The 24,161-nt window shown below is 58.1% G+C and carries 24 protein-coding genes; 13 read left to right on the forward strand and 11 right to left on the reverse strand.

Annotated features, from left to right (window positions below; genetic code table 11):
* Positions 1–36 precede the first annotated feature (36 nt).
* Positions 37–696 (reverse strand): heme exporter protein CcmB, encoded by a 660-nt coding sequence (ccmB, locus tag V6582_RS11840; protein ID WP_337739209.1) that lies wholly within the window; start codon positions 694–696, stop codon positions 37–39.
* The gene (gene ccmA / locus V6582_RS11845; RefSeq protein WP_197434342.1) at positions 693–1,358 is read right to left on the reverse strand and encodes a heme ABC exporter ATP-binding protein CcmA; all 666 of its coding nucleotides are present in this window, start codon (positions 1,356–1,358) and stop codon (positions 693–695) included. Before ccmA ends, ccmB begins: the two co-directional genes overlap by 4 nt.
* 251 nt (positions 1,359–1,609) lie before the next feature.
* Between ccmA and acnA the strand changes: the two genes are divergently transcribed.
* The 3 genes from acnA (at position 1,610) to V6582_RS11860 (ending at position 6,284) form a co-directional block, all read left to right on the forward strand.
* Positions 1,610–4,303, forward strand: coding sequence for an aconitate hydratase AcnA (acnA, locus tag V6582_RS11850; RefSeq protein ID WP_337739208.1), 2,694 nt, complete (start codon positions 1,610–1,612; stop codon positions 4,301–4,303).
* 392 nt (positions 4,304–4,695) lie between these two features.
* Complete coding sequence (locus V6582_RS11855) at positions 4,696–5,487, forward strand: DUF1223 domain-containing protein (protein ID WP_420360175.1); 792 nt, start codon at positions 4,696–4,698, stop codon at positions 5,485–5,487.
* Between the two features lie 377 nt (positions 5,488–5,864).
* Positions 5,865–6,284, forward strand: a complete 420-nt coding sequence (locus V6582_RS11860; protein WP_015917441.1) for a DUF2794 domain-containing protein — start codon at positions 5,865–5,867, stop codon at positions 6,282–6,284.
* 7 nt (positions 6,285–6,291) lie between these two features.
* On the opposite strand, the gene V6582_RS11865 is transcribed toward V6582_RS11860, so the two are convergent.
* From V6582_RS11865 to V6582_RS11880, 4 genes are all read right to left on the reverse strand, one after another.
* The gene (locus tag V6582_RS11865; protein ID WP_337739222.1) at positions 6,292–6,849 is read right to left on the reverse strand and encodes a GNAT family N-acetyltransferase; all 558 of its coding nucleotides are present in this window, start codon (positions 6,847–6,849) and stop codon (positions 6,292–6,294) included.
* A gap of 130 nt (positions 6,850–6,979) precedes the next feature.
* Positions 6,980–7,750 (reverse strand): Bax inhibitor-1/YccA family protein, encoded by a 771-nt coding sequence (locus tag V6582_RS11870; RefSeq protein WP_156614310.1) that lies wholly within the window; start codon positions 7,748–7,750, stop codon positions 6,980–6,982.
* A gap of 189 nt (positions 7,751–7,939) precedes the next feature.
* Entirely contained in the window at positions 7,940–10,486 is a 2,547-nt protein-coding gene (locus V6582_RS11875) for an ABC transporter permease (RefSeq protein WP_156631315.1), read from the reverse strand.
* Positions 10,483–11,199 carry an ABC transporter ATP-binding protein gene (locus tag V6582_RS11880; RefSeq protein WP_337739207.1) on the reverse strand — a complete coding sequence of 239 codons (717 nt, stop codon included), beginning with the start codon at positions 11,197–11,199 and terminating at the stop codon, positions 10,483–10,485. Before V6582_RS11880 ends, V6582_RS11875 begins: the two co-directional genes overlap by 4 nt.
* 92 nt (positions 11,200–11,291) lie before the next feature.
* On the opposite strand from V6582_RS11880, the gene V6582_RS11885 reads away from it, so the two are divergent.
* From V6582_RS11885 to V6582_RS11920, 8 genes are all read left to right on the forward strand, one after another.
* Positions 11,292–12,077, forward strand: coding sequence for an arylesterase (locus tag V6582_RS11885; protein WP_420360174.1), 786 nt, complete (start codon positions 11,292–11,294; stop codon positions 12,075–12,077).
* Positions 12,078–12,143: 66 nt separating this feature from the next.
* Positions 12,144–12,731, forward strand: coding sequence for an RNA 2',3'-cyclic phosphodiesterase (gene thpR, locus V6582_RS11890; RefSeq protein WP_156631313.1), 588 nt, complete (start codon positions 12,144–12,146; stop codon positions 12,729–12,731).
* 136 nt (positions 12,732–12,867) lie between these two features.
* Positions 12,868–13,170: a 4a-hydroxytetrahydrobiopterin dehydratase gene (locus tag V6582_RS11895; protein WP_156631312.1), complete on the forward strand. Its 303-nt coding sequence runs from the start codon at positions 12,868–12,870 to the stop codon at positions 13,168–13,170.
* Positions 13,171–13,289: 119 nt separating this feature from the next.
* Complete coding sequence (locus V6582_RS11900; RefSeq protein ID WP_156631466.1) at positions 13,290–13,715, forward strand: YkvA family protein; 426 nt, start codon at positions 13,290–13,292, stop codon at positions 13,713–13,715.
* A 281-nt stretch (positions 13,716–13,996) separates the two neighbouring features.
* Complete coding sequence (locus tag V6582_RS11905) at positions 13,997–14,506, forward strand: invasion associated locus B family protein (protein WP_015917432.1); 510 nt, start codon at positions 13,997–13,999, stop codon at positions 14,504–14,506.
* A 295-nt stretch (positions 14,507–14,801) separates the two neighbouring features.
* Positions 14,802–15,980: a 23S rRNA (adenine(2503)-C(2))-methyltransferase RlmN gene (gene rlmN, locus V6582_RS11910; protein ID WP_420360173.1), complete on the forward strand. Its 1,179-nt coding sequence runs from the start codon at positions 14,802–14,804 to the stop codon at positions 15,978–15,980.
* 14 nt (positions 15,981–15,994) lie between these two features.
* The gene (locus V6582_RS11915; RefSeq protein ID WP_156631310.1) at positions 15,995–16,219 is read left to right on the forward strand and encodes an amino acid transporter; all 225 of its coding nucleotides are present in this window, start codon (positions 15,995–15,997) and stop codon (positions 16,217–16,219) included.
* Positions 16,216–16,344 (forward strand): hypothetical protein, encoded by a 129-nt coding sequence (locus V6582_RS11920; RefSeq protein WP_267889528.1) that lies wholly within the window; start codon positions 16,216–16,218, stop codon positions 16,342–16,344. Before V6582_RS11915 ends, V6582_RS11920 begins: the two co-directional genes overlap by 4 nt.
* Positions 16,345–16,408: 64 nt before the next feature.
* On the opposite strand, the gene V6582_RS11925 is transcribed toward V6582_RS11920, so the two are convergent.
* From V6582_RS11925 to V6582_RS11940, 4 genes are all read right to left on the reverse strand, one after another.
* Positions 16,409–17,050, reverse strand: coding sequence for a LysE family translocator (locus V6582_RS11925; protein WP_156631309.1), 642 nt, complete (start codon positions 17,048–17,050; stop codon positions 16,409–16,411).
* 81 nt (positions 17,051–17,131) lie between these two features.
* Positions 17,132–17,947 (reverse strand): hypothetical protein, encoded by an 816-nt coding sequence (locus tag V6582_RS11930; RefSeq protein ID WP_156631308.1) that lies wholly within the window; start codon positions 17,945–17,947, stop codon positions 17,132–17,134.
* A gap of 139 nt (positions 17,948–18,086) precedes the next feature.
* Positions 18,087–18,941: an SDR family NAD(P)-dependent oxidoreductase gene (locus V6582_RS11935; protein ID WP_156631307.1), complete on the reverse strand. Its 855-nt coding sequence runs from the start codon at positions 18,939–18,941 to the stop codon at positions 18,087–18,089.
* 158 nt (positions 18,942–19,099) lie between these two features.
* Complete coding sequence (locus V6582_RS11940) at positions 19,100–19,279, reverse strand: hypothetical protein (protein WP_349508867.1); 180 nt, start codon at positions 19,277–19,279, stop codon at positions 19,100–19,102.
* Here V6582_RS11940 and V6582_RS11945 point away from each other — a divergent pair.
* Positions 19,278–20,501 carry an argininosuccinate synthase gene (locus V6582_RS11945; RefSeq protein ID WP_070164297.1) on the forward strand — a complete coding sequence of 408 codons (1,224 nt, stop codon included), beginning with the start codon at positions 19,278–19,280 and terminating at the stop codon, positions 20,499–20,501. The two genes, V6582_RS11940 and V6582_RS11945, sit on opposite strands and share 2 nt — an antisense overlap.
* Before the next feature lie 53 nt (positions 20,502–20,554).
* Here V6582_RS11945 and V6582_RS11950 read toward each other — a convergent pair whose 3' ends face one another.
* Positions 20,555–21,733 carry a multidrug effflux MFS transporter gene (locus tag V6582_RS11950; RefSeq protein ID WP_156631465.1) on the reverse strand — a complete coding sequence of 393 codons (1,179 nt, stop codon included), beginning with the start codon at positions 21,731–21,733 and terminating at the stop codon, positions 20,555–20,557.
* A 247-nt stretch (positions 21,734–21,980) separates the two neighbouring features.
* Between V6582_RS11950 and V6582_RS11955 the strand changes: the two genes are divergently transcribed.
* Positions 21,981–24,065 (forward strand): M3 family metallopeptidase, encoded by a 2,085-nt coding sequence (locus V6582_RS11955; RefSeq protein WP_156631464.1) that lies wholly within the window; start codon positions 21,981–21,983, stop codon positions 24,063–24,065.
* Positions 24,066–24,161: the final 96 nt, after the last annotated feature.

Consider the following 24,161-nt stretch of genomic DNA (forward strand, 5'->3'; position numbering starts at 1 on the left):
AATTGATCGCAATCAATTGAAGATGGTCAAGAACGATCAATCCGCCGTGTTTCTGAGCGCCAATGCCGCTGCCGATGGGCCGATGACCGCGAAGAATAAAGTGAGTGCGGATAGAAACAGAAAGGGCGGCAGAAAAGGGGCCGGGTCTTCCACAGCCGCATAGGAAGCACTCACACCGAAAATCAGCACCGGAATAGCCAGCGGCAGAACCAGGATCGACACCAGCAGCCCGCCACGCGGCAGGGCTACGGCGACGGCTGCCCCGGCAGCGCCGATGAAGGTGAGGGCGGGAGAGCCAATCAGCAGTGTCAGCATCACCGCCCCGATGGCCATTTCGCTCATATTCATGAACAGGCCGAGCAGCGGCGAAGCGATCACCAGCGGCAGGCTGGTCGCTGTCCAATGGGCCAGGCATTTCACGAAGACGGTCAACACCAGCGGCGTTTCCTGCATCAGGAGCAGATCCAGCGAACCGTCATCCCGGTCGGCCTGAAACAGCCGGTCGAGGCCGAGCAGCGCCGACAGCAGTGCGCCGATCCAGACAATGGCAGGACCGATGCGGGCCAGCAGGTTCATATCCGGTCCGACGCCAAAGGGAATGACGGCAACCACGGTCAGGAAAAACAGCACGCCGATCAGCGCGCCGCCGCCCGCCCTGACCGACAGTTTCAGGTCGCGCAGAAAAAGGGCGATCACGCCGCATCCTCCATGTCCGCGTAGTCGAAGCCCTTCATTTCCAACAGTTTCGGGTTGTCCAACCCCAGAGGCTGGTGGGTGGCGGCCAGCACCATGCCGCCTTGGGCCAGATGGGCGCGAATCAGGCTTGAAAACATCTCATCGGCTTTGACATCCAATGCCGCCGTTGGCTCATCGAGAATCCAGATCGGACGGTAGGACACCAGCAATCGAGCCATGGCGAATCGCCGCTGTTGACCGGCGGACAAGTAGCCATAGGGCAGGTGGGTGATGCCACCCAATCCAACCTGATCGGCGGCCTCTTCGATGGAGATGCCCGCACCGCCTTCGGCCTGTCCGAGAAATGCTTTCCAGAATACCAGATTTTCGGCCACGGTCAGCTCCGCCTTCATGCCGTTGCGATGACCGAGGTAATGGCTGACCTCGCGAGGTGGTCGTGGCTCGGTGCCGGGTGATTCGAACAGGACGGAGCCGTGCTCTGGCCGGATGAAGCCAGCGATGACCCGCAGCAGGGTGGATTTTCCCGATCCGTTGCGACCGGTCAGGATCAACGCTTCGCCGGATGACAGCGTGAAGGAGACGTTGCGAAACAACAGATCTTCCCCGCGTTTCGCGGCCAGTTTCAGGGCATTTAGCCGGGTGATTTCCCCTTTGTTTAGCAAAGCTTATCGCCTTTAAAAAATTGTGCCGTTTGGCCTTCTACACTCTGGAACAGTTCTTGGAAATTCTCTATAAGACCTGCAACCACGCCAGCGACCGGCGTGTCCATCATCCTAGCGCCGAACTTGAATGTTGCGTAAAGCGATTTTCACGGGCGGACAGCGGAAATGGTCGCACCCGCATCCTGATGTGCATGTAGTGCATAGGCGTCCGCACGTATGTGTTGGCTATCAGTATCAGCGGGGTTCTATCCGTGTCCAAATCGCTTGACAGTTTCAATTGCCGGTCGACGCTTTCCGTCGATGGCAAGGATTATGTCTATTACAGTATCCCCAAGGCCGAGGCCAATGGCCTAACCGGCGTTTCCAAGCTGCCTTATTCCATGAAGGTGCTGCTGGAAAACCTGCTGCGCAACGAAGACGGCCGCTCCGTCACCAAGGCCGACATTGAAAACGTCGCCGCCTGGCTGGTTGACAAGGGCACGGCTGAAAACGAAATCGCCTATCGTCCGGCCCGCGTGCTGATGCAGGACTTCACCGGCGTTCCCGCCGTGGTCGATCTGGCCGCCATGCGCGATGCCATGGTGTCGCTGGGCGGCGATCCGGAAAAGATCAACCCGCTGGTTCCTGTTGACCTCGTCATCGACCACTCGGTTATCGTTGACGAATTCGGCACGCCAACCGCTTTTGCCCGCAACGTTGAGCTGGAATATGAGCGCAACGGCGAGCGTTACCGCTTCCTCAAGTGGGGCCAGCAGGCGTTCAAGAACTTCCGCGTTGTTCCTCCGGGTACTGGCATCTGTCACCAGGTCAATCTCGAATATCTCGGCCAGACCGTCTGGACCAAGGATGAAGACGGCGAAACCACTGCCTATCCTGACACCTGCGTTGGCACCGATTCGCATACCACGATGATCAACGGTCTGGGCGTTCTGGGCTGGGGCGTTGGTGGTATCGAAGCCGAAGCGGCCATGCTTGGCCAGCCGGTTTCCATGCTTCTGCCTGAAGTCATCGGCTTCAAGCTGACCGGCAAAGTCAAGGAAGGCGTCACCGCCACCGACCTCGTGCTGACCGTTGTGCAGATGCTGCGCAAGAAGGGCGTTGTCTCCAAGTTCGTTGAATTCTTCGGCCCCGGCCTGGATTCGATGTCGCTGGCCGACCGCGCCACCATCGGCAATATGGGTCCGGAATATGGCGCAACCTGCGGCTTCTTCCCGGTTGACGGCGAAACCATCAACTACCTCACCATGTCTGGCCGCACCAAGGACCGGATTGCACTGGTCGAAGCCTATTCCAAGGCGCAGGGCATGTGGCGTGATGGCGACGGTTCCGAACTGGTGTTCACCGACACGCTGGAACTCGATCTCGGCGACGTTGTGCCGTCGATGGCGGGTCCGAAGCGTCCGGAAGGCCGCTTGCCTTTGGAAACCATTGCTCCGAACTTCGCAACCGCTCTGGAAGGCGATTACAAGAAGCCCGGCCAGCTTTCCAACCGCTACGCTGTTGAAGGCACAGACTTCGACCTCGGCCATGGCGATGTGGCGATTGCCGCCATCACCTCCTGCACCAACACCTCCAACCCGAGCGTGTTGATTGCTGCTGGCCTTCTGGCCCGCAATGCTGTTGCCAAGGGTCTGAAGTCCAAGCCCTGGGTCAAGACCTCGCTGGCACCTGGATCACAGGTTGTTGGTGAATATCTGGAAAAGTCCGGTCTTCAGGTTTCTCTGGATGCACTCGGCTTCAACCTGGTTGGTTTCGGCTGCACCACCTGCATCGGTAACTCTGGCCCGCTGCCAGCGCCGATCTCCAAGACCATTAACGACAAGGGCCTGATCACCGCTGGTGTGTTGTCGGGCAACCGTAACTTCGAAGGCCGTATCTCGCCGGACGTTCAGGCCAACTATCTGGCGTCGCCGCCGCTGGTTGTTGCTTACGCGCTGGCCGGTTCGGTTCAGAAGGACCTGACCACCGAGCCTCTGGGCGAAGATCAGGACGGTAACCCGGTGTTCCTCAAGGACATCTGGCCGACCTCGAAGGAAATCCAGGAATTCATCCTGAAATACGTCACCCGCGAACTGTATGAAAGCAAGTATGCGGACGTGTTCAAGGGCGATGAAAACTGGCAGGCCGTGCAGATCCCGGCTGGCCAGACCTATGCCTGGGACGACAACTCCACCTATGTGCAGAACCCGCCTTACTTCGTCGGCATGGGCAAGAGCGGCTCCGGTCTCAAGAACATCACCAATGCGCGCGTATTGGGTCTGTTCGGCGACAAGATCACCACCGACCATATCTCGCCGGCTGGCTCCATCAAGGCGGCATCGCCTGCTGGTGCCTATCTGCTGGACCATGGCGTTGGCGTGGCGGACTTCAACCAGTACGGCACCCGTCGCGGCAATCACGAAGTGATGATGCGCGGTACCTTCGCCAATATCCGTATCCGCAATCACATGCTCGGGCCGAACGGCAAGGAAGGTGGCTACACCATCCATTATCCGTCCAAGGAAGAGATGTCGATTTACGATGCGGCCATGCAGTACAAGGCCGAGGGCGTTCCGCTGGTAATCTTTGCAGGCGTCGAATACGGCAACGGTTCCTCGCGTGACTGGGCTGCCAAGGGCACCAACCTGCTCGGCGTGCGCGCCGTGATTGCCCAGTCGTTCGAGCGTATCCACCGCTCCAACCTGGTCGGCATGGGCATCGTGCCTTTCTGCTTCGAGGACGGCACCACCTGGGCCAGCCTCAACCTGAAGGGCGACGAAACCGTGACGATCGAAGGCCTCGAAGGCGAGATCAAGCCACGCGAGAAGAAGATCGCCAAGATTACCTATGCCGATGGCACGGTAAAGGATCTGCCGCTGATCTGCCGCATCGATACGCTGGATGAAGTGACCTATGTGAACAACGGTGGCATCTTGCAGACCGTTCTGCGCGATCTGGCTGCTTAATCCGGTCGATTCCTATTGAAAATAACAGCCGCCGGCGCAAATGCCGGCGGCTTTTTTGTTTTCTCTTCACTTCCAGGTTGCTCTCACCCCAACGTGACTTGGTGTTGAAGTGGGTCCTGTTTATCCTCTCAATCCATGAGCAGACAGATCAGCGGTGTGGCGATGCTTAAGACCAGGTTCATGTGACCGGTTTAAACTGCTTTGACATGTTTATGCAGTATGGACAGCGTATGCCGGACTGGCTGCAAGGGGCGGCGGAGCCGAGCAGCAGCTGATTGGCGCTTGAGACCCTATAGACTGCGATCATCGGCGTGATACCGTGGCATTGTGGCCGGACTGTAAGGGTTGAATAAAGGGGAGGGTTGAAGAATGGGGCAGTATCGATGGTTTCGATGAAGGTTGCGGCAATCCCTGGAAAAGGTCTCCTTATGGGCTTGATGATGTGCCTGGCAGGGACCTCAATCGCCAAGGCTGAGGACGCGCGTTCGCCGAAGGGGGTTGTCGAGCTGTTTACGTCGCAGGGCTGTGTGTCCTGCCCGCCCGCCGACCGTGCCTTTGAAGCGCTCGCCAAACAACCTGACGTGATCGCACTGGCCTATCATGTCGATTACTGGAACTACCGCGGCTGGACCGATACGCTCGGGTCCCCTGGCAATACCGCCCGCCAATATGCCTATGCACGAAGCTTCGGCAGAAGCGGTGTCTACACGCCCCAGGCTGTGGTCAATGGCACGATGCAGATGAAGGGCACCGATGCGACGACGCTGTCGGGAAAACTGGATGGGCTGCGGGCCAGCGGTAATGGTCTTTCGGTCAAGGTCGATGCGGCCATTCAAGGCGACGCCCTGTCTGTGTCGATCGGGAGTGGGCAAGGCCGTGCCGATGTGATAGTCGTCTATTTCAAGCGCCGGAAAGATGTCGAAGTGCTGAAGGGCGAAAACAAGGGCCAGCGCATGACCTATTGGAACAGCGTCAGCGACATCCAGTCTGTCGGCATGTGGCATGGCGATAGTTTGAAACTGACCCTGCCATCCAAGGTTCTACGCAGCAACGATTGTGATGGATTTGCAGTCCTGCTCCAGACTTCGACGCAAAATGGCGAGCCTGGCCGTATAGTCGGCGCGGCGATGGTGATGACTCAATCTGCGGGAAATGCCAGCGCTTCGAAGCAGCTCAATCCCTGATCGGCAAACAATCTGCGTCTATAGAATTTTCAGAAAAACTGTGAAGCGGTTTACGTTCACATCCACGAAACGCGTAAATGCTCTCGCATGCTATCCTGTGGCTTCAGCGGGTCCGGCCGGGAACATTGGGGGGCTGGGGGTAAGGGGTCAATGCGCCAGACCGGACCCTTGACGCTGACGCGTCAACTGAAGACGGTGCAATCTCGTCTGCAATTGGGGCGCTGTTTTGACCGAAATACGGCGAAGGAAAAAAACCTTCCGAAATGGTACAGGTTGAGCTTTTTGGTGCAAACGGCTTAAGCAGTTACGCTCTTGCAATTTGATGCCTGTCAGGCAAACTGTCACCGGCTTGTCATGAAAAGCACGAAGGAGCCCCAATGACCGATCAGCCGGATTTACCTCGTGAAGTCCCGCCCGTCACTCCTGAAACTGGCCAGCGCCCTGGCAACAGACCTGCTCCCGTGGTGGATCTCAGGGATTACAAGCAGAATCTCGATCCGCTGCCGGTCACTTTTCATCGTACGGAATTGGATGCGATCTTATGGGTCTATGGCCGAATGGTCGGGGAAGGGGAGTGGCGCGATTACGCGCTCGACCATCTGAAAGACAAGGCGGTGTTTTCCGTTTTCAAGCGCTCCGGTGAGATGCCTTTGTATCGGATCGAGAAAAATCCGAAGCTTGCGGCAAAGCAAGGGGCCTTTTCGGTGGTCAATACCCACGGAATGATCCTGAAGCGTGGGCATGACCTGCGTCAGGTGCTGAAAGTGTTCGACAAGGTTTTGAAACTGGTCGAGTAGAGCGTCCTCACCCTTTGAACAGGCTGCCGGGATAGGTTTTTTCGTCGGGCAGGGTTTGCTTGCCCTCGCCAAGCGGGCGTTGCATGAAAACGGTGTCGAGCCAGATCCCATGCTTGAAGCCGGAGCCGTTGATACCGCCCGCATGGGTAAAGCCCAGGCTGCGGTGGACACCAATTGATGCGGGGCTGGCGCCTCCGATCACCGCAATCATCTGCCGGAAGCCAAGCGCCGTGCATTGCGCAACAAGATCGGCCAGCAGCGCCTTGCCGATCCCCTTGCCTTGGGCGGCCTCTGCCAGATAAATCGAATCCTCCACCAGAAAGCGATAGGCGGGCCGAGTGCGAAAGGCCGAGGCATAAGCATAGCCAAGCAGACCGCCACCAACATCCTCAGCGACGATATAGGGATAGGATTGAGAGGTGACCGTCTCCATCCGGCGCGCCATCTCAGTCTCGTCAGGTGGCGCTATTTCATAGCTGGCCGTGCCGGTCAGAACTGAATGACGGTAAATCTCGGTGATGTTGGGGATATCGGCTTGGGTGGCGGCGCGAATCTGCACGGATATGGGACTTTCTACGCTGAGAAACAGTGTAGATTCCCGTCTTGCATAGCCACACGCTTACGGCAAGACGGCGCATGAAAAAGGGCGACCCGAAGGCCGCCCTGATGTGGTCCTGTAGCTGGTCTCCGCCGGGTTAGCGACGGTCGCCCATGAAGCGCAGCATGAACAGGAACAGGTTGATGAAGTCGAGGTAAAGGGTCAGGGCACCCAGGATAGCCTTGCGGCCAGCCGTATCGGCACCGTCCTGCTCGAAATACATTTCCTTGATCTTCTGCGTGTCGTAGGCGGTCAGGCCTGCGAAGATGACGACGCCTATGGCCGAAACGGCAAAGGCGAGTGCCGAAGACTGAAGGAAGATGTTGACCAGCGAGGCAATGATCAGACCGAACAGGCCCATCATCAGGAACGAACCCATCGCGCTCAGGCTACGCTTGGTGGTGTAACCATACAGCGACAGGGCGCCGAACGAAGCCGCCGTGACGAAGAAGGTCTGCACCACGCTCTGGCCAGTATAGATCAGCAGGATAGACGACAGCGACAGGCCAACCAGACCGGCATAGACCAGGAAGGTGGTACGGGCCGCCGATACGCTCATCGACTGGATCTTGAAGCTCAGGAAAAATACCAGGCCGATGGGAGCCAGCATGATCACCCATTTCAGCGGGCTACCGTAAATGGCAGCGCCAAGGCTGGTCAGCATGATGCCGTTGCCGAACTGTCCGACAGCCTGCGATGGGTCGGTCGTGGTGGCAAGCATAGCGATCACATAAGCGGCAACGCCGGTAATCGCCAGCCCAAGACCCATCAGGTTATAGACCTTCAGCATGTAGCTGCGCAGGCCCTGGTCGATCATCTCGGCCGAACCTACCCCGGTACGCGCCTGATAATTGCGAAAATCAGACATGGTTTCCTCTCATATAAGCCCCGAATGGTTCACGGTGCAGGATCTTGTCCCAAGCGCCGCTGCGGGGCTCCAGCATGCGTAGCGTCAATATGGGAGTAATAACGCTATAGAACAAGGGCTTTTCCGTTAAACCTCGGTAATGTAGCCCATGGTCATCCAGTTCGGTTAACGGTCCAGGCCTCATCCCTGTCAGAGTTCCCGCAGAACCGGCGCGGCCTTCTGCCCCAGAACCCGCCATGTTCCGGCAAGACCGATGCCGATTGTCGTCACCAGCGCCAGCGCGACGGTGGAAACGGCGACCCCGGGCAGGAAGCTGGCGGGCAGTTTCATGATCTGGCTGACCACATACCAACCCGCAACGCTTCCGGCCAGAAGCGCGAAAATCGCCGTGGCAAGGCCGAGCAGCAGATATTCATAGGTAAAGGCGCGGATCAGCATCGGTCGCGTTGCGCCCAGCGTCTTTAGCACCACCGCGTCATGGGTGCGGCCCCGATTGCCTGCCGCAAGTGCGCCCGACAGCACGAGAACGGAGGAGATGAGGGCAATGGCCGCCGCCGCCCGGATGGCGATTGCCAACTGGCCGACCAGCGAATTCACCATGTCCAGCGCATCCTTGACCCGCACGCTGGTAATGGTGGGATAGGCCTTGGTGACGGCACGCAGGATGCTTGCCTCCTGCTGCGGAGTGGCGGATGGCTCGGTCAGGGTGGCGATCCAGGCATGGGGTGCGCCAGCAAAGGTGTTGGGCGAAAAGACCATGACGAAATTGATCGACAGGGATTGCCAATCCACCTTGCGGAAATTGGCGATTTTCGCGGTAATGCTGCGGCCCAGCACATTGACGGTTACCGTATCACCCAGTTTCAGGCCCAGTTCGCCTGCTTCCTGGGCGGAGAACGATACCAGCGGTTCGCCTTTGTAATCCGGTGCCCACCATTGGCCCTCGGTCACCGTGGCATTTTTCGGCAGGTCGGTGGCATAGGTAATGCCCCGGTCGCCGCGCAGGACCCAACGGCCCTGTGGCGGCACGTTCATCTTGGCAACGTCCTGGCCATTGAAAGCGGTGATCCGCCCGCGCAACATCGGCACTTCAACAACCTGCCCCTGCGGTGCCTCGCGGGCGATGATCTGGCGGAAATCATCGAGCTGGTCGCGCTGGATATCGACGAAAAAGAAATTCGGGGCTTTTTCAGACAGCGTACCGGTGAGATTGCGCCGCAGATTGCCGTCGATCATCGACAGCGTCACCAAAAGTGCAAGGCCAAGGCCAAGCGACAGAATGACCGAGGGCGTCAGCGCGCCAGGCCGATGGATATTGCCGACCGCCAGACGCAGCGCAGGGGAAGGAAGCCGAGGGCTTTTCCGCGCAAGTGCTGAAACGCCATAAGCGACCAGTCGCAGCACCACGAAGCTGGCGGCCATGGCAATCAGGAAGAATATCGCCAGCCGTCGATCATAGGCGGTCAGGATCGCCAATGCGGCAAGGGCAAGGATGGCCAGCGCTGCCACCAGCACATATGGCCAGGAAGGCAGGCGGCGGGTCTCGAAACCCTGTTCGCGAAACAGCGCCGTGGCAGGCACTTGCCGCGCGTGGCCGAGCGGCATGACGGCAAAGGCCAGCGTGGTCAGCCCGCCAAACAGCAGCGCCAGCAGCAGGGAGCGGGGATAGATAGCGAAATCCGCCTGGATCGGCAGGAATTGCGCGAGATAATAGCTGGCAATCCAGGGCGCGATGGCGCCAATGGCAAGCCCCAGCGCAATGCCGATGCTGGCGACCATCAGGATCTGGAACAGATAGACCATGACGACGACGGAAGCCGGCGCGCCCAGGCATTTCAGCGTAGCGATAACACTGCGCTTGCTGTCGAGAAAGGCGCGCACCGCATTGGCGACGCCGACACCGCCGACAATCAACGCCGTCAGCCCGACAAGTGTCAGGAATTGCGAAAACCGAGTGATGTTTTCGGTCAGGTTGGGGGCTGCCCGGTCGCTGGTGCGGATTGACCAGCCCGCATCAGGAAATTGCTGCTTGGCCTGATCCTGAATGACAGGCAGCGCCGGGCTGCCGGGTTTCAGCCTGACTTTATAGACATGCTCGACCAGACTACCAGTCTGGATCAGGCCGGAGGCGGCGAGCGCTTCGCCACTGGTGATGACGCGCGGCGCAAAGCCGAAGCCTTCCGAAATGGCATCTGGCTCGGTGGTGATGGTGCCGGTAATCACCAGCCGGACGGAGCCGACAAGCAGGCTATCGCCGATCTTTATCCCCAGCCGGTCGAGCAGCAAAGGGGCTGCGACCGCACCATAAGCGTCGCCGGTTTTTGTCAATAGGTCAGCCAAGGGCTGGTCCGGCGTGGCGACGAATGTGCCATAGAGCGGATAGGCGCTATCGACCGCCTTGATTTCCGCCAGAGACTGATCGGAGCCATCCGGCAATCGGGCCATGGAACGCAGGCCAGTGGAGGCCGAGACGGTGCCGAGCCCCTGCAGGAAGGCGCTTTCCGCCGCATTGGCTTCCCGGTTGTTCAGCTCGAACCGGATGTCGCCGCCCAAGAGCGACTGCCCCTGGCTGGCGATGGACCGGGTAATCGATGTGGAGACGGAATTGACGGCGGCAATTGCCGCCGTGCCAAGCGCAATACAGGCCAGGAAAATATAAAATCCGCCAAACCCGCCACGCATTTCGCGGGCGCTGAGACGCAAGGCGGTTCTGAGACGTTGCAAAAATCCGCTCATGCCGAAACGGTCTCGTCGGCAAGCGTCTTGCCCGCTTCATCGCCCGGCTCGATCTGGCCCGAGCGGACGCGGACCTGTCTTGAGCAGCGACCGGCCAAGGCCGTGTCGTGGGTGACCAGAACCAACGTCGTCTTGCGTTCTGCCTGTTTGGCAAACAGCAGGTCGGCAATCTGGCGTCCGGTCGCGCCGTCCAGGTTGCCGGTCGGCTCATCGGCAATCACCACGGTGGGCGAGGGGGCAAGGGCGCGGGCAATGGCGACCCGTTGCTGCTCTCCGCCAGACAATTGGCCGGGATAATGGCTGAGCCGCTCGCCAAGGCCAACGGCGCGCAGCTCCCTGGCGGCAATGTCAAAAGGATTTTTGACATTGGCCAACTCCAGCGGCACGGCGACATTTTCCAGCGCGGTCATATTGGCGATCAGGTGGAAAGACTGAAAGACGATGCCGATATTGCGACCGCGAAAATCGGCGAGCGCATCTTCGCTCAAGCCATGCAGGGCGGTGCCGTTGATGTGGATTTCGCCGCTGTCCAGCCGTTCCAGCCCGGCCAGCACCATTAGCAGCGTCGATTTTCCCGAACCGGAGGGGCCGACAATGCCGATCGATTCGCCTTCTGAAATATCCAGGTCCATTCCCTTGAGGACGTGGACCGAGGCTGCGGCATTGCCAAGGGTGAGATCGGCTTTTCTGAGCTGAATGATGGTTTGTCTCACGCGGTTTTCGTCCTATATGAGGTTCAAGGTCTTTAACGCCTTGGCGATGTCCGCTCGGACATCATGATCGTCTACGCGAATTTAGGAAAGCCATCATGGGTTTTAAACCTGTCCCCCTTCAATTCGCCGTCATAGCGCTGGCTGGCCTGCTTGCCGCGGGCGGTTTTGCCGTGCCCAGTCTGGCCCAGGAACAGGCTCCGCAAGGGCAGCCGTTGGAACAATCCATGCCTGACCAGAAAATGCCTGACCAGCCTTCAACTGACCAGTCCATGCCAGAGGATGCAACGGGGGATACGCCGGTGGCGGAAGCGCAAGTGCAATTGATCGGACTTGGCGACAGCCTGATGGCTGGCTATCAGCTCCAGGGCGATGAGGCACTGCCAAGCCAGTTGGAAAAAGCCCTGCACGATAAGGGCATGAATGTCAGCATCGGCAATGCCGGCGTGTCCGGCGATACCACGGAAGGCGGGTTGGCGCGGGTTGACTGGTCGGTGCCTGACGGCACGCAGGGGGTTATTCTGGAGCTTGGCGCCAACGATGCGCTGCGCGGAATCGCGCCTGAAGAGAGCGAAAAGAACTTATCTGCGATCATTGAAAAATTGCAGGCCCGCAAGATCGGCGTGTTTTTGGTGGGCATGATCGCGCCGCCCAATATGGGCGCGGATTACGCCAAAAGGTTCAATCCAATCTATCAGCGCCTGGCTGATAAATATAAAATTCCGCTCTATCCCTTTATTCTGGATGGCGTCGTGACTGACGCTACGTTGAAGCTGGGCGATGGCATGCATCCCAACGCCAAGGGTGTGGGGGTCATGGTCGAGCACATGCTGCCCGCCGTCCAGAGTTTCGCAAAAGGTTTGGAGGATAAGGTCAATTAACGACTTGCTTACCCTTTGCAAGCATGATTCGTTGTTAGCATCTGCAAAAGATTCGGGGAGCTCTCCATGCCGAGATTGTTCACTGCCCTCGAAATTCCGCGCAACGTGGCCTTGAGCCTGTCTTTGCTGCGCGGCGGGCTTCCGGGAGCCCGATGGATCGATGTGGAAAATTACCACATCACATTGCGCTTCATAGGCGATATCGATGGGCGAACCGCCGATGAGATCGTCGATAGGCTGGATCGCATCGACCGGCCGGAATTCCAGCTCAGTCTGAACGGCATCGGTTCCTTCGGGTCGAAGAAACCGCATTCCATTTGGGCAGGCGTTACGCCACATCCGCAAATGACAGCGCTCCAGGGCGAAATCGAGCGGATCTGCCAGAGAGTGGGGCTGCCGCCCGACCCCCGAAAGTTCATGCCGCATGTGACACTGGCGCGGCTGAAGTCATCGAGACTGGATGACGTTGTTCATTATCTGTCAGGGCGCGGTAACTTCCAGACCGCGCCCTTTTTCGTTCCAAGATTCGTGCTGATGTCCTCCAAGGAATCGGTGGGCGGTGGTCCTTATCTGACGGAGGAAATTTTCCCCCTCTATGAAGATCGCTCAGAGATGAGTTTTTCAGAGCGCGCCGTGCATTCGCTGAACGGATAAAGCAGGGTCTGGCACCGATTTTGAAGGAACTTTTTGCGCTCGGATGGCTTGTCTTCCAGCCGCTACCTGAGTGCTGCCTGCCATGTCGGTGGATGGCCGGTCGGTGGATGGCGTGACAGCCAGATTGGGAGTGATCATGCGATATGAACGACTTGCGCCGGATGCGATTCCAGGCGCCTTGCGGGACCTGGACGGGTGGGTCCTTTCTGAGGATCGCGGCGCGATCACCAAAGAATTTTCTTTCGACGATTTTGCCCAGGCCTTCGGCTTTATGACGGAATGCGCCATCATCGCTGAAAAGATGGGGCATCATCCAGAATGGTTCAATGTTTACCGGCGTGTCGACGTGCGGTTGACCACCCATGATGTTGGCGGACTGACTGGGCATGACCTGAAACTGGCGGCTGCGATGGACCAGGTTGCCAGACGCCGGGTTTGACAGGAACACTGATCATTCCCATATCCGGGTTCACGGCACTTCAGAAAATTGGCAACCGATTTTCGGGATGATGCATAGGTTGGAGAGTGAGAAAGAGGACGGTCATGGTCGAAGCGAAACTGGACGACGTGAAGATCGGTGAAATTCTTCTGCCGGGCGACGAGGCCGAACAGCAAAAGCAGGAGCAAAAGCTGAGCCGTACCTTCTGGCCGAAAATGCGCAAAGCCATTCGCCACATCCCGTTCAGCCGGGACGTGATTGCCGCTTTCTACTGCGCGACGGATCGGCAGACCCCACTTCGGGTGCGCGGTATCCTGCTGGCGGCGCTTGGCTATTTCGTCCTGCCCTTTGATGCCATTCCCGACATGCTGGCCTTTGTCGGCTTTACCGACGACATTGCCGTGCTGACGACAGCGCTGGCGATGATCAACGGCCATATCAAGGAACGCCACTACGATGCAGCCGACGCTGTGCTTTCCGATGATGGTGAGCCGGTGCGAGGCGACGATAAAAGCGCACCACAAGGGCGGGCTGAAAGTGTCTGAATGTGACATTTTCAACTATGGCGCCAGTCTCTTGTGCCATAGTCCAATTCCTGCCTGATTCCTTGTGTTCTACCAGAGGGCCGGTTGATCTGCCGGTGCCTTCAATCTGTACCATTTTCGGAAAAGGACTGACTGGAAGCATGGATTTGTCGGCTATAAGCTGTGCATTTCGTGCCTCGTTGACGGTTTGGTAACCAAAATTAAGTCAAATTGAATGAGGTTTCGAGGCTGGACACGAGACTGTTTGTCTTGGCGTCCGACGAAAAAGCGGCAGGAAGAAAATGTTTGTAAAAAGAATCGCAACCGCAGTCGCAATCATGCTGGCATTCGCAGATGTGGCCGCAGCGCAATCGCCAAGCCCGACGCGGATTGAGCAGTTCAAGGCTTGGGGTGCTTATTCCTACAAGTCCGGCAATAGCACGGTCTGCTATGTGCTGTCGGTGCCGACCACGAAGGAACCGCCTTCCGTCAATCACGGCGATATTTTCTTCATCGTCTCGCAGCGTCCCGGTCAGAACATTTCCTACGAGCCGCAGGCGATGATGGGTTATACGTTGAAGACCGGTTCCAAGGTGACGGTGAAGATCGATGCCAAGAGCTTCACGATGTTTACCAAGGATAGCGCCGCCTGGGTGGAAAACGCCGCAGAAGAGCCCGCTTTGGTCGCCGCCATGAAGGTCGGCAAGACCATGAGCGTCCAGGCCGTTTCGGGTCGTGGCACGCCAACCAATTACGCCTATTCGCTTCAGGGTATTTCCGATGCGCTGAAACGCATTGAAAAGTGCAAATAACATTTGCTTCCTGATGCGACGAAGGCCGGGTTTCCCGGCCTTTTTGCGTTTTGGGATGACGTCGCGGCATTTTGATGATAAAGGCCCGGCAAATGCAGTCTTGAAGGCTGCCGCGTTGTCGTTCGTCAACGATGGCGCATGCATGATTTCTTGAAACAGAGCAATGTTGAAAAATGGAGCGTGACCGCCCGCATCATCATGTCGATGCGGGGATCGGCTTCGGTTTTGATGGGGTGTAGCGATGGCTGCCACGGAAATTATCATCGAGCGGACGCCCCAGGCGCGGCCCGCCGCCATGCCAGGCGCCACCAAGCCGACCCTGATCGGCCAGACCCGTGAGGAAATGGGCGAGATGCTGCGCGAGATCGGCGTGGCCGACAAGCAGGTGCGCATGCGTGTCGCCCAGCTGTGGAACTGGATCTATGTGCGCGGCGTCTCCGATTTCGACCAGATGACCAATGTCGCCAAGGACATGCGCGAGAAGCTGAAAGCGCATTTCACCATTGCCCGGCCTGAAATCGTCGAGGAGCAGGTGTCCAATGATGGTACCCGCAAGTGGCTGCTGCGCTATCCGCCGCGCGGTGCGGGGCGTCCGGTCGAGGTGGAATGCGTCTATATTCCGGAAGAGGGCCGGGGAACGCTCTGCGTTTCCAGCCAAGTTGGCTGCACTCTGACCTGCACCTTCTGTCACACCGGCACGCAGAAGCTGGTGCGCAATCTGACGGCGGAAGAAGTGCTGTCGCAACTGTTGCTGGCCCGCGACCGGCTGGGCGACTTTCCCGACCGCGATGCGCCTGTCGGCGCGATGGTGCCGAATGAGGGCCGCAAGATCACCAATATGGTGATGATGGGCATGGGCGAGCCGCTCTACAATTTCGAGGAAGTGAAAAAGGCGCTGCTGATCGCCTCGGATGGCGATGGATTGTCGCTGTCAAAGCGCCGCATTACGCTTTCGACCTCCGGCGTGGTGCCGGAAATCTACCGTACCGGCGATGAAATCGGCGTGATGCTGGCGATTTCGCTGCATGCTGTGCGCGACGAATTGCGCGACCTGCTGGTGCCGATCAATAAGAAATATCCGCTGAAAGACCTGATTGAAGCCTGTCGCAACTATCCGGGCCTGTCCAACGCCCGGCGCATTACCTTCGAATATGTGATGCTGAAGGATGTGAACGACAGTCTTGAGGATGCCAAGGGCCTGATTCAGCTGTTGAAGGGCATTCCGTCCAAGATCAATCTCATTCCCTTCAATCCTTGGCCGGGCACCAATTACCAGTGTTCCGACTGGGACCAGATCATGAAATTTGCCGATTTCATCAATTCGGCAGGCTATGCCTCACCGATCCGCACGCCACGCGGCCGCGATATTCTGGCTGCCTGCGGACAGTTGAAGTCGGAATCGGAGCGGATGCGCAAGACCGAACGTCTGGCTTATGAGGCGATGATGATCGTTGGCCATGGTGAGGACGATTAGAGCGAGGACGATTGATGGAAGTTGCCGTTCGCAATGAACGAACCAAGTTGACGGCAACCTATATCAATGGCGTTGCCATCGCCATTTTTGCCGTTGGAGGTTTCGCGCCGGTGATTTCCACGGTCAATAGTGGCCATGGTCCGAACGGAAATCTCGCTCTTGTGTGTTCCATTTGCATTTTAGCGTCTGTGGCATTACATTTGTTAGCGCGGAAGATATTGAAAGGTCTGAAGCCATGAGCACAGAGCAATTTCTGACAATGTTGATCATGCCCGTCGGCGGATTGATGATTGGCTTTTTCATGCTCTTCATCACCCGCAAGGACCGCATTGACGCTGAGAAATCGCGCAAACACGTTCATTGATTTGCGTTATCGGGCTTGTTTCATCGCGGCCCTTGTCGTCGTGGCATTTGTCATCGTGCCCGGGTTATCTCGCTTGAGTCATCAGGATCTTGGCGGCAAAGACTGAAAAGACACCTGCAAAGGTGTAATCCATTCCCCTCAGCACTTTCGGATTCTGTTGCAGCCAGCCAGCCAGCTTGTCGGCGGCCAGCACGATGGCGACCGTGATGGGGAGCGATACCAGCATGAACCAGAAGCCGAGGAACAGCAGCTTGCCCGTGACATCAGAGTCATGGGCGGTGACGAATTGCGGCAGGAAGGTCATGAAGAAAATAATGACCTTCGGGTTGAGCAGATTGACCCAGATCCTGTTGAGAAACGCCGCCTTCACGCTGCCTTTTGCGCCCGCTTCAGGCGTGGCGACGAATTTCGAGCCGTGGCGGATCGCCTGGAAGGCGAGCCAGGCCAGATAAGCAGCCCCACCGCTTTTCAGGATCAGAAAGGCCGTGGGCGAAGCGACGATCAGGGCCGAGACCCCGAAAGCCACCAGCATCGTGTGGACCGCAATCCCGAGATTGGTGCCGATCAGCACGGCAAGACCCGCCGCCTTGCCATCGCGCAGCGCACGGCTGATGGAGAGGGTCATGTCCGGCCCCGGCGTCGCCGCCAGCAACAGGCAGGCGGCGGTAAAGGCTAGAAGGGTCGGCAGGCCCGGAATGAAGGTCATGACTATCTCGCATGGCATATGAAGAAGGTTCGCGGACCATGTTACGATCCGCGCTCCCTTTTCAGCAACCCGATGTGAGGCTTATTTTTGCTCTCTGGTGGTTTCCAACTGTGACGGATGGACCAGTTTCACCCGTTTTTCGGGACGAATACCGAAGACTTTTTCAAAGTCGGCAGCCCCGAGGAGGTCCGCGGCCTGATCCAGCATGTGCTGGTTCCGCGCGTTGATCAGGTCTATGGAAGGTGTTGCCGTGCCTGGCAGGTCCATTGCCATGTAGGATGCAACAGCCTCTCGCAAGTCCAGCAGTTTTTGCAGCTTTTCGGGCTGGTCGCCGAGTGTCTGGCGGGCATGGTCGAGAAAATCGTCTGGCAGGTCGCTCATCGCATCTTCCTCCCGGATTGCTCCGCTGGTCTCTCCCGCTGTGCAGGTGGAGATATTCTTTGCCCATGCTGCTTTGCGGGTGCCATAGGTACCATAGAGAAAGGTACTCAAGGCATATCCGGCACTGCCCTTGACGGTCAAAGGCGCTGTGGTTGCCGTTTTCGTCGCATACAGCACCTGGTTGGCAATCTGATGGCAAACGCCATTCACACCATAGACCAGAATGGTTCCGTTCGGCGGGGAATTGGAAAGCGATCCCTCGACATTGGGCTCGACAAGGCAGCTGGCGACGGCGGTGTTGCCGTCCTGCTGGGCAAGCAGGCCGGTTGGATAATCATCCGTGGAGCCGGTGGGGTGAAAATCGCCCCAGCAATACCAATAGGTTTGCCCGGCTTGTTTCACCGCATCGATTGTCGCATAGGTGTTAACCCTGTTGTTATAGGTGGTGACCCAGGTGTGATCGAGAGGATTGCCGTCGAAAAATGCGGGATTAACCCAGGCGTAAAAAACTGTCATTGAAACATCTCCATAAGAATGAAGATATCGATACACTTATAACGTGAAACTTTAAATAGAGTTCTCGTAAATTTAGCAGGGCCGTGACAGATGTCGGGAGCCACCTGTCACGGTCTGACGCTTAAGACATAAAGGCCATTCAGCCTTTTAGATGTGCCTTGAAGGCCTCTTCGTAATCCGGGTGCCAGCGTGACAGCGGCGGACGGTTTTCGATGATGTCACCGGCGGCCCAGGCAATGCGCTTTTCATCGATGGACCGTTGCACATCGTTGTCGGGGCAGAGAATGTAGAAATCGCCGCGTTTGAGGCTGTCCAGCATGAAATCCACCGTCTGTTCCGGGGTCCAGGCCGCGTCGGGTTTTGTCGTCCGTTCACCGGCTGTCAGACCGGTGAAGACGAAGCCGGGAATTAGCAGATGAGCGCTGACATTACAGTCCGGTGTGTTGCGCAGTTCATGCTGCAAGGCCTCGGTGAAGGCTTTGACGCCAGCCTTGGCAACATTATAGGCGGGGTCGCCAGGCGGGGTGGTGATACCCTGCTTGGAGCCGGTATTGATGATGATGGCCGGGTCCTTGTGGGCAATCATGTCAGGCCCGAACACCCTTGTGCCATGGATGACGCCCATCAGGTTGACGGCAAACACGTTGTCCCAGTTGACCTGTGGCCCGAACAGGCTGCTGCCCGGCTGGATGCCGGCATTGTTCATCAACAGGTGGACACGCCCGAAGCGTTGAAGCACGGCGCGCTCCAGTGCTTCCAGCTCATCCAGCTTGCTGACATCTGTCTCAATGGCGACGATATCGCTCTCCGGATTTTCCGAGACTGTGGCGACTTCGCTGCGCGCATTGGCAAGCGCGTCCCCGCCGAGATCGGCGAGCACGACGCACATGCCCTGGCTGGCGAAAGCCTTGGCGGCGGCAAGGCCGATGCCTGAGGCTGCCCCGGTGACGACCGCGACCTTGCCCTTGGCAATTACCGATTGAATGTCGGTCATGTCTTGCTCCTTTGATCGTTTGAAAGCGGTCCTTGATTGAGAATGACGAACCGCTCCAATTCTACCGTTTCTATGCAATTCCTGGCTGAAATGCTTGATATTACCCGTGGAATTGTCGCAATGCTGACCATCGGCATATGGGACTTGCAGCGTCCAAGTCAAATTTCAAGTGAAATCCGGGTCGGTGTTTTCAGACCGGCTTTGCCTGTCCGGGCTCGCCTTGTGCCATTGTCGGAGGGCTTCACCCTTGCATGACGCGCCAATCCGGCTAAAAGTGCCTCCAACCCGAGGAGGCCCGGTTCAGTGGCCTCGCCCAGACACACGGACTTCGCACTCATGGTACTTCCGAAAGACGTCAAAAAGGTCGTTCTCGCCTATTCCGGCGGCCTCGATACCTCGATCATCCTGAAATGGCTCCAGACCGAACTCGGCGCTGAAGTCGTGACCTTCACCGCCGATCTCGGCCAGGGCGAAGAGCTGGAACCGGCCCGCAAAAAAGCGGAAATGCTGGGCATCAAGGAAATCTTCATCGAGGATGTCCGCGAGGAATTCGTCCGCGATTTCGTCTTCCCAATGTTCCGCGCCAATGCCGTCTATGAAGGCGTCTACCTGCTCGGCACCTCGATTGCCCGGCCGCTGATTTCCAAGCACCTGATCGAGATTGCCAAGAAGACCGGCGCCGATGCTATCGCTCACGGCGCGACCGGCAAGGGCAATGATCAGGTTCGCTTCGAGCTTTCGGCCTATGCGTTGAACCCTGATATCAAGATCATTGCGCCCTGGCGCGATTGGGCTTTCAAGAGCCGTACCGATCTGCTGGCCTTTGCCGAGCAGAACCAGATCCCGGTTGCCAAGGATAAAAAGGGCGAAGCGCCGTTCTCTGTCGATGCCAACCTGTTGCATTCCTCTTCCGAGGGCAAGGTTCTGGAAGATCCGTCCCAGGAAGCGCCGGAATATGTGCATATGCGCACGATTTCGCCGGAAGCCGCTCCCGATAAGGCGACCGTCATCAAGGTCGGCTTTGAAAAGGGCGATGCCGTGTCGATCAACGGCGTGCGGATGAGCCCGGCGACGCTGCTGGCGGAACTCAACACCTATGGCCGTGACAACGGCATTGGCCGTCTGGATCTGGTTGAAAACCGCTTCGTCGGCATGAAGAGCCGTGGCGTTTACGAGACCCCCGGCGGCACCATCCTGTTGACCGCCCACCGCGCCATCGAATCGATCACGCTGGATCGTGGCGCTGCTCATCTCAAGGATGAGCTGATGCCGCGCTATGCCGAGCTGATCTATTACGGATTCTGGTTCTCGCCGGAGCGTGAAATGTTGCAGGCGATGATCGACAAGAGTCAGGAACATGTCGAAGGCGAAGTGACGCTGAAGCTCTATAAGGGCAATGTCATGGTCATCGGCCGCGAATCGCCGAAGTCGCTCTATTCCGACCAGCTCGTCACCTTCGAAGACGATCAGGGCGCCTATGACCAGAAGGATGCGGCAGGCTTCATCAAGCTCAATGCACTCCGTCTGCGCACGCTGGCCAAGCGCAATCTCGGCAAGTAATCATAGGATTTGAAAGATTTGAAACCGCCGCCGGGACACTGGCGGCGGTTTTTTTACTGGATCTGTTTCCAGGCGCGAAGGAAGCCGAGATAGGCGATGATCGCCATCAATTCCATCAGGGGAATGATGGTGCCGAAGGCGGTCAGCGGATCGCCAAGCCAGGAGGCGGCAAGACCGCCCAGAAAACCGCAGCTCATCTGCACAAAGCCCATCAGGGCCGCCGCCGACCCCGCCAGCTTTGGATGCGGCAGCAGACCTGCGGTGGAGATGTCGGGAATGACGAAGGCCATGCCGAAGGCGCAGACGGCGACCGGTCCCATGATGGAGAGATAAGTCGGGGTCAGCAGATGGGTGGACAAAAAGATCAGCAATCCGCCGCAACCAGCTAGAACCAGCCCGAAGCGCAGCGCGTGACCGGGCAGTAAATGCTTCGATACCAGCCGCAGCACCACTGAACCAGCGAAATAGGAGCCGGTCTGCATCAACATGCCAAGGCCGAATTGCGCTGGCGACAGCCCGACCTTGTTGATCAAAACGAAAGGCAGCATGGTGGATTGCGCATAGAGTGCGCCGACACAGCCGCCCAGAACCAGGGCCGAGCATAGCACCCGCGGGTCGGCCATCAAGGTCGCGTAAGAGGTGATAAGTCTGGCGGGGCGAATCATTTGCCGGTCCGGCACCGCCGTTTCCGCCATCAGAATGGCGACCGTGATAATGCTGACCACGCCGAATCCGACCATCAGCAGAAACACCGATTGCCAACCGAAGGCGACAAGCGCCAGCCCGCCGACGGTCGGCCCCATGGCCGGTCCTATGGCCAGCATGATGCCGATCATATTGATGATCCGGGAGGCCTGCTCTCCGACGAACTGGTCGCGAACCACGGCGCGCGACACCGTGACCCCGACGGATGCGCCGATGCCCTGAATGATACGCCCGGCCAGCAGCAATTCCACCGTCGGCGCAAAGGCGGCGGCGAGGCTACCGAGCAGGTAGATGCCAAGAAAGCCCAGCGTTGCATTGCGTCGTCCGAACGCATCCGAACACGGGCCGGATAGCAATTGTGCGCAGGCAAAACCCGCGAAATACAGTGACAGGCTGAGCTTGATGGCCGCATCCGTGGTCGAAAAGGCATGGACCAATTGCGGCATGGCGGGTGTGTAGATCGCCATGGACAGCGGACCGATCATGGTCAGCAGTGCGCCAAGCAGGGAGGTGCGGTTCTCGCTCATCCGGGACGGCGGGGTGGCGGATTTCGTCATGGGGCGGAGGCATATTCAACGTGCATGGATCACTGGTAAGCCAGCAGGCAGGCAATTGAAATGAAAAATTCTTCGGCCGGTTGCCGTCATTGCTATCGGAGATCCCACGGATGCCCCCACACGCGCAACAGAGGGGTGGCATAGGTGTGACGCAGGGGTGACAATGGCGGGAATGATCGCCTATATCTTTGTCATTGATGAGAAGGATTGCTTCGTGATGACATCTCCAGACCGTAATCTTGGCCCCAATGGCGCCTTTGCCACCGTCACCGACTGGAATGGGCCGCATGGCCTGCCGAATTTCACTGCCATCGGCGATGAGGATTTCGCCCCGGCCTTCGACATGGCGCTGGCCGAACACGACGCAGACATCGACACCATCGCCAATTATCCGTCGGAGCCGACATTCGACAATACCATCGTTGCGCTGGAGATAGCCGGAGACGGCCTGTCGCGGGTCTCGGCGCTGTTCTGGAACAAGGCCGGTGCCGATACCAATAAGGTCATCCAGGCGCTCGAGCGCGAGATCGCGCCGAAAATGTCGCGCCATTATTCGAAGATCAGCATGAATGCCGCACTGTTTGCCCGCGTCGATGCCTTGTGGGAAAAGCGCGACAGCCTGGGCCTGACGCTGGAGCAGACCCGGGTGCTGGAACGCCACTGGAAAGGTTTTGTCAAGGCCGGAGCCAAGCTTGCCAAGCCCGAGCAGGAGCGGTTGGCAGCGATCAATGAGCGGCTGGCCAGCCTTGGCGCCAATTTCGGCCAGAACGTGCTGGGCGATGAAACCGATTGGGCATTGCCGCTGACCAGCGATGACGAGCTGGCGGGCATTCCTGATTTTCTGAAGGATGCCATGGCCTCTGCCGCGCAAGCCCGTGGCAAGGGGGAAGCCTACGCCGTGACGCTGTCGCGCTCGGTCATCGTGCCGTTCCTGACCTTTTCTGAGCGTCGGGACCTGCGCGAGACCGCCTTCAAGGCCTGGGTGGCCCGTGGTGAAAATGGCGGTGAGCGTGACAATCGCGCCATCGTCACCGAAACCCTGGCGCTTCGGGCGGAAAAGGCCAAGCTGTTGGGCTATAAGAATTTCGCGGCCCTGAAGCTTGACAATACCATGGCCAAGACCCCGGAAGCGGTCAACGGCCTGCTGATGCAGGTCTGGGAACGCGCTGTCGCCCAGGCGGCGATCGAAGAGCAGGAATTGGCGGACCTGATTGCCAAGGATGGCAAGAATCATGAGGTTGCGCCGTGGGATTGGCGTTTCTATGCCGAGAAGCTGCGCTCCGAACGGTTCAATTTTTCGGAAGCCGAACTGAAGCCTTATCTGCAACTGGAAAAAATCATCGAAGCCTGCTTTGCCGTGGCAAAAAAGCTGTTCGGCATCACTGCCGTGCCGCTGAACGATGTGAAGGGCTATCACCCGGATGTGCGGGTGTTTGAAATCCGCGAGGCGGATGGCACGCTGAAGGCGCTGTTCCTCGGCGATTATTTCGCCCGGTCCTCGAAGCGCTCCGGCGCCTGGATGAGTTCTTTCCAGTCGCAGCACAAACTGGCCTTGAAGAACGGCATGCAGGGCGAATTGCCGATCATCTACAATGTCTGCAATTTCGCCAAGCCTGCCGAAGGCAAGCCAGCGCTGCTGTCACTGGACGATGCCCGCACGCTGTTTCATGAATTCGGCCATGCCCTGCATGGTATGCTGTCTGACGTCACTTACCCCTCGGTATCGGGTACGGCGGTGTCGCGTGACTTTGTGGAACTGCCCTCGCAGCTCTATGAACATTGGTTGACGGTGCCGGATATCCTGAAAACCTATGCCGTGCATTACCAGACCGGCGAGGCCATGCCGCAGGCCTTGCTCGACAAGGTTCTGGCAGCCCAGACCTTCAATGCCGGGTTCGATACGGTTGAATTCACCTCTTCGGCGCTGGTCGATATGGCGTTTCACACGCGGGAAGATCAGGTAGGCGATCCGATGGCGGTGCAGGCGCAGGTTCTCCAAAACATCGGCATGCCATCCTCCATCGTCATGCGCCATGCCACGCCGCATTTCCAGCATGTGTTTTCCGGCGATGGCTATTCGGCCGGCTATTATTCCTACATGTGGTCGGAAGTGCTGGACGCCGATGCTTTCGAGGCTTTCGAGGAAACCGGCAATGCCTTCGACCCTGATATGGCTGAACGGCTGAAGGACAATATCTATGCCATCGGCGGGGCGGTGGACCCGGAAGAAACCTACAAGGCTTTCCGTGGCCGGTTGCCGAGCCCGGAAGCGATGTTGAAGAAGCGTGGGCTTGCGGCATAAGCTGTTCGGCTGCTGTTGCAGGAAATTTAATGAAACTGTCACGCTGCGGTTAAGCGCCTGACATGTCTCTCTGTTTGGTTCCGACGTCGGTTCTTT

The sequence above is a fragment of the Agrobacterium vitis genome, from assembly GCF_037039395.1.
Lineage (GTDB): Bacteria > Pseudomonadota > Alphaproteobacteria > Rhizobiales > Rhizobiaceae > Allorhizobium > Allorhizobium vitis_E.

Excerpts from the sequence above, each read along its gene's own strand:
- V6582_RS11860 (WP_015917441.1), top strand. The coding sequence starts at position 5,865 with ATGACCGATCAGCCGGATTTACCTCGTGAAGTCCCGCCCGTCACTCCT.
- V6582_RS11925 (WP_156631309.1), bottom strand. The coding sequence starts at position 17,050 with ATGACCTTCATTCCGGGCCTGCCGACCCTTCTAGCCTTTACCGCCGCC.
- V6582_RS11870 (WP_156614310.1), bottom strand. The coding sequence starts at position 7,750 with ATGTCTGATTTTCGCAATTATCAGGCGCGTACCGGGGTAGGTTCGGCC.
- rlmN (WP_420360173.1), top strand. The coding sequence starts at position 14,802 with ATGCCAGGCGCCACCAAGCCGACCCTGATCGGCCAGACCCGTGAGGAA.
- V6582_RS11955 (WP_156631464.1), top strand. The coding sequence starts at position 21,981 with ATGACATCTCCAGACCGTAATCTTGGCCCCAATGGCGCCTTTGCCACC.
- V6582_RS11920 (WP_267889528.1), top strand. The coding sequence starts at position 16,216 with ATGAGCACAGAGCAATTTCTGACAATGTTGATCATGCCCGTCGGCGGA.
- V6582_RS11895 (WP_156631312.1), top strand. The coding sequence starts at position 12,868 with ATGCGATATGAACGACTTGCGCCGGATGCGATTCCAGGCGCCTTGCGG.
- V6582_RS11855 (WP_420360175.1), top strand. The coding sequence starts at position 4,696 with ATGAAGGTTGCGGCAATCCCTGGAAAAGGTCTCCTTATGGGCTTGATG.
- V6582_RS11940 (WP_349508867.1), bottom strand. The coding sequence starts at position 19,279 with ATGAGTGCGAAGTCCGTGTGTCTGGGCGAGGCCACTGAACCGGGCCTC.
- thpR (WP_156631313.1), top strand. The coding sequence starts at position 12,144 with ATGCCGAGATTGTTCACTGCCCTCGAAATTCCGCGCAACGTGGCCTTG.
- V6582_RS11915 (WP_156631310.1), top strand. The coding sequence starts at position 15,995 with ATGGAAGTTGCCGTTCGCAATGAACGAACCAAGTTGACGGCAACCTAT.
- V6582_RS11905 (WP_015917432.1), top strand. The coding sequence starts at position 13,997 with ATGTTTGTAAAAAGAATCGCAACCGCAGTCGCAATCATGCTGGCATTC.
- V6582_RS11935 (WP_156631307.1), bottom strand. The coding sequence starts at position 18,941 with ATGACCGACATTCAATCGGTAATTGCCAAGGGCAAGGTCGCGGTCGTC.
- V6582_RS11930 (WP_156631308.1), bottom strand. The coding sequence starts at position 17,947 with ATGACAGTTTTTTACGCCTGGGTTAATCCCGCATTTTTCGACGGCAAT.
- V6582_RS11945 (WP_070164297.1), top strand. The coding sequence starts at position 19,278 with ATGGTACTTCCGAAAGACGTCAAAAAGGTCGTTCTCGCCTATTCCGGC.
- V6582_RS11950 (WP_156631465.1), bottom strand. The coding sequence starts at position 21,733 with ATGAGCGAGAACCGCACCTCCCTGCTTGGCGCACTGCTGACCATGATC.
- V6582_RS11875 (WP_156631315.1), bottom strand. The coding sequence starts at position 10,486 with ATGAGCGGATTTTTGCAACGTCTCAGAACCGCCTTGCGTCTCAGCGCC.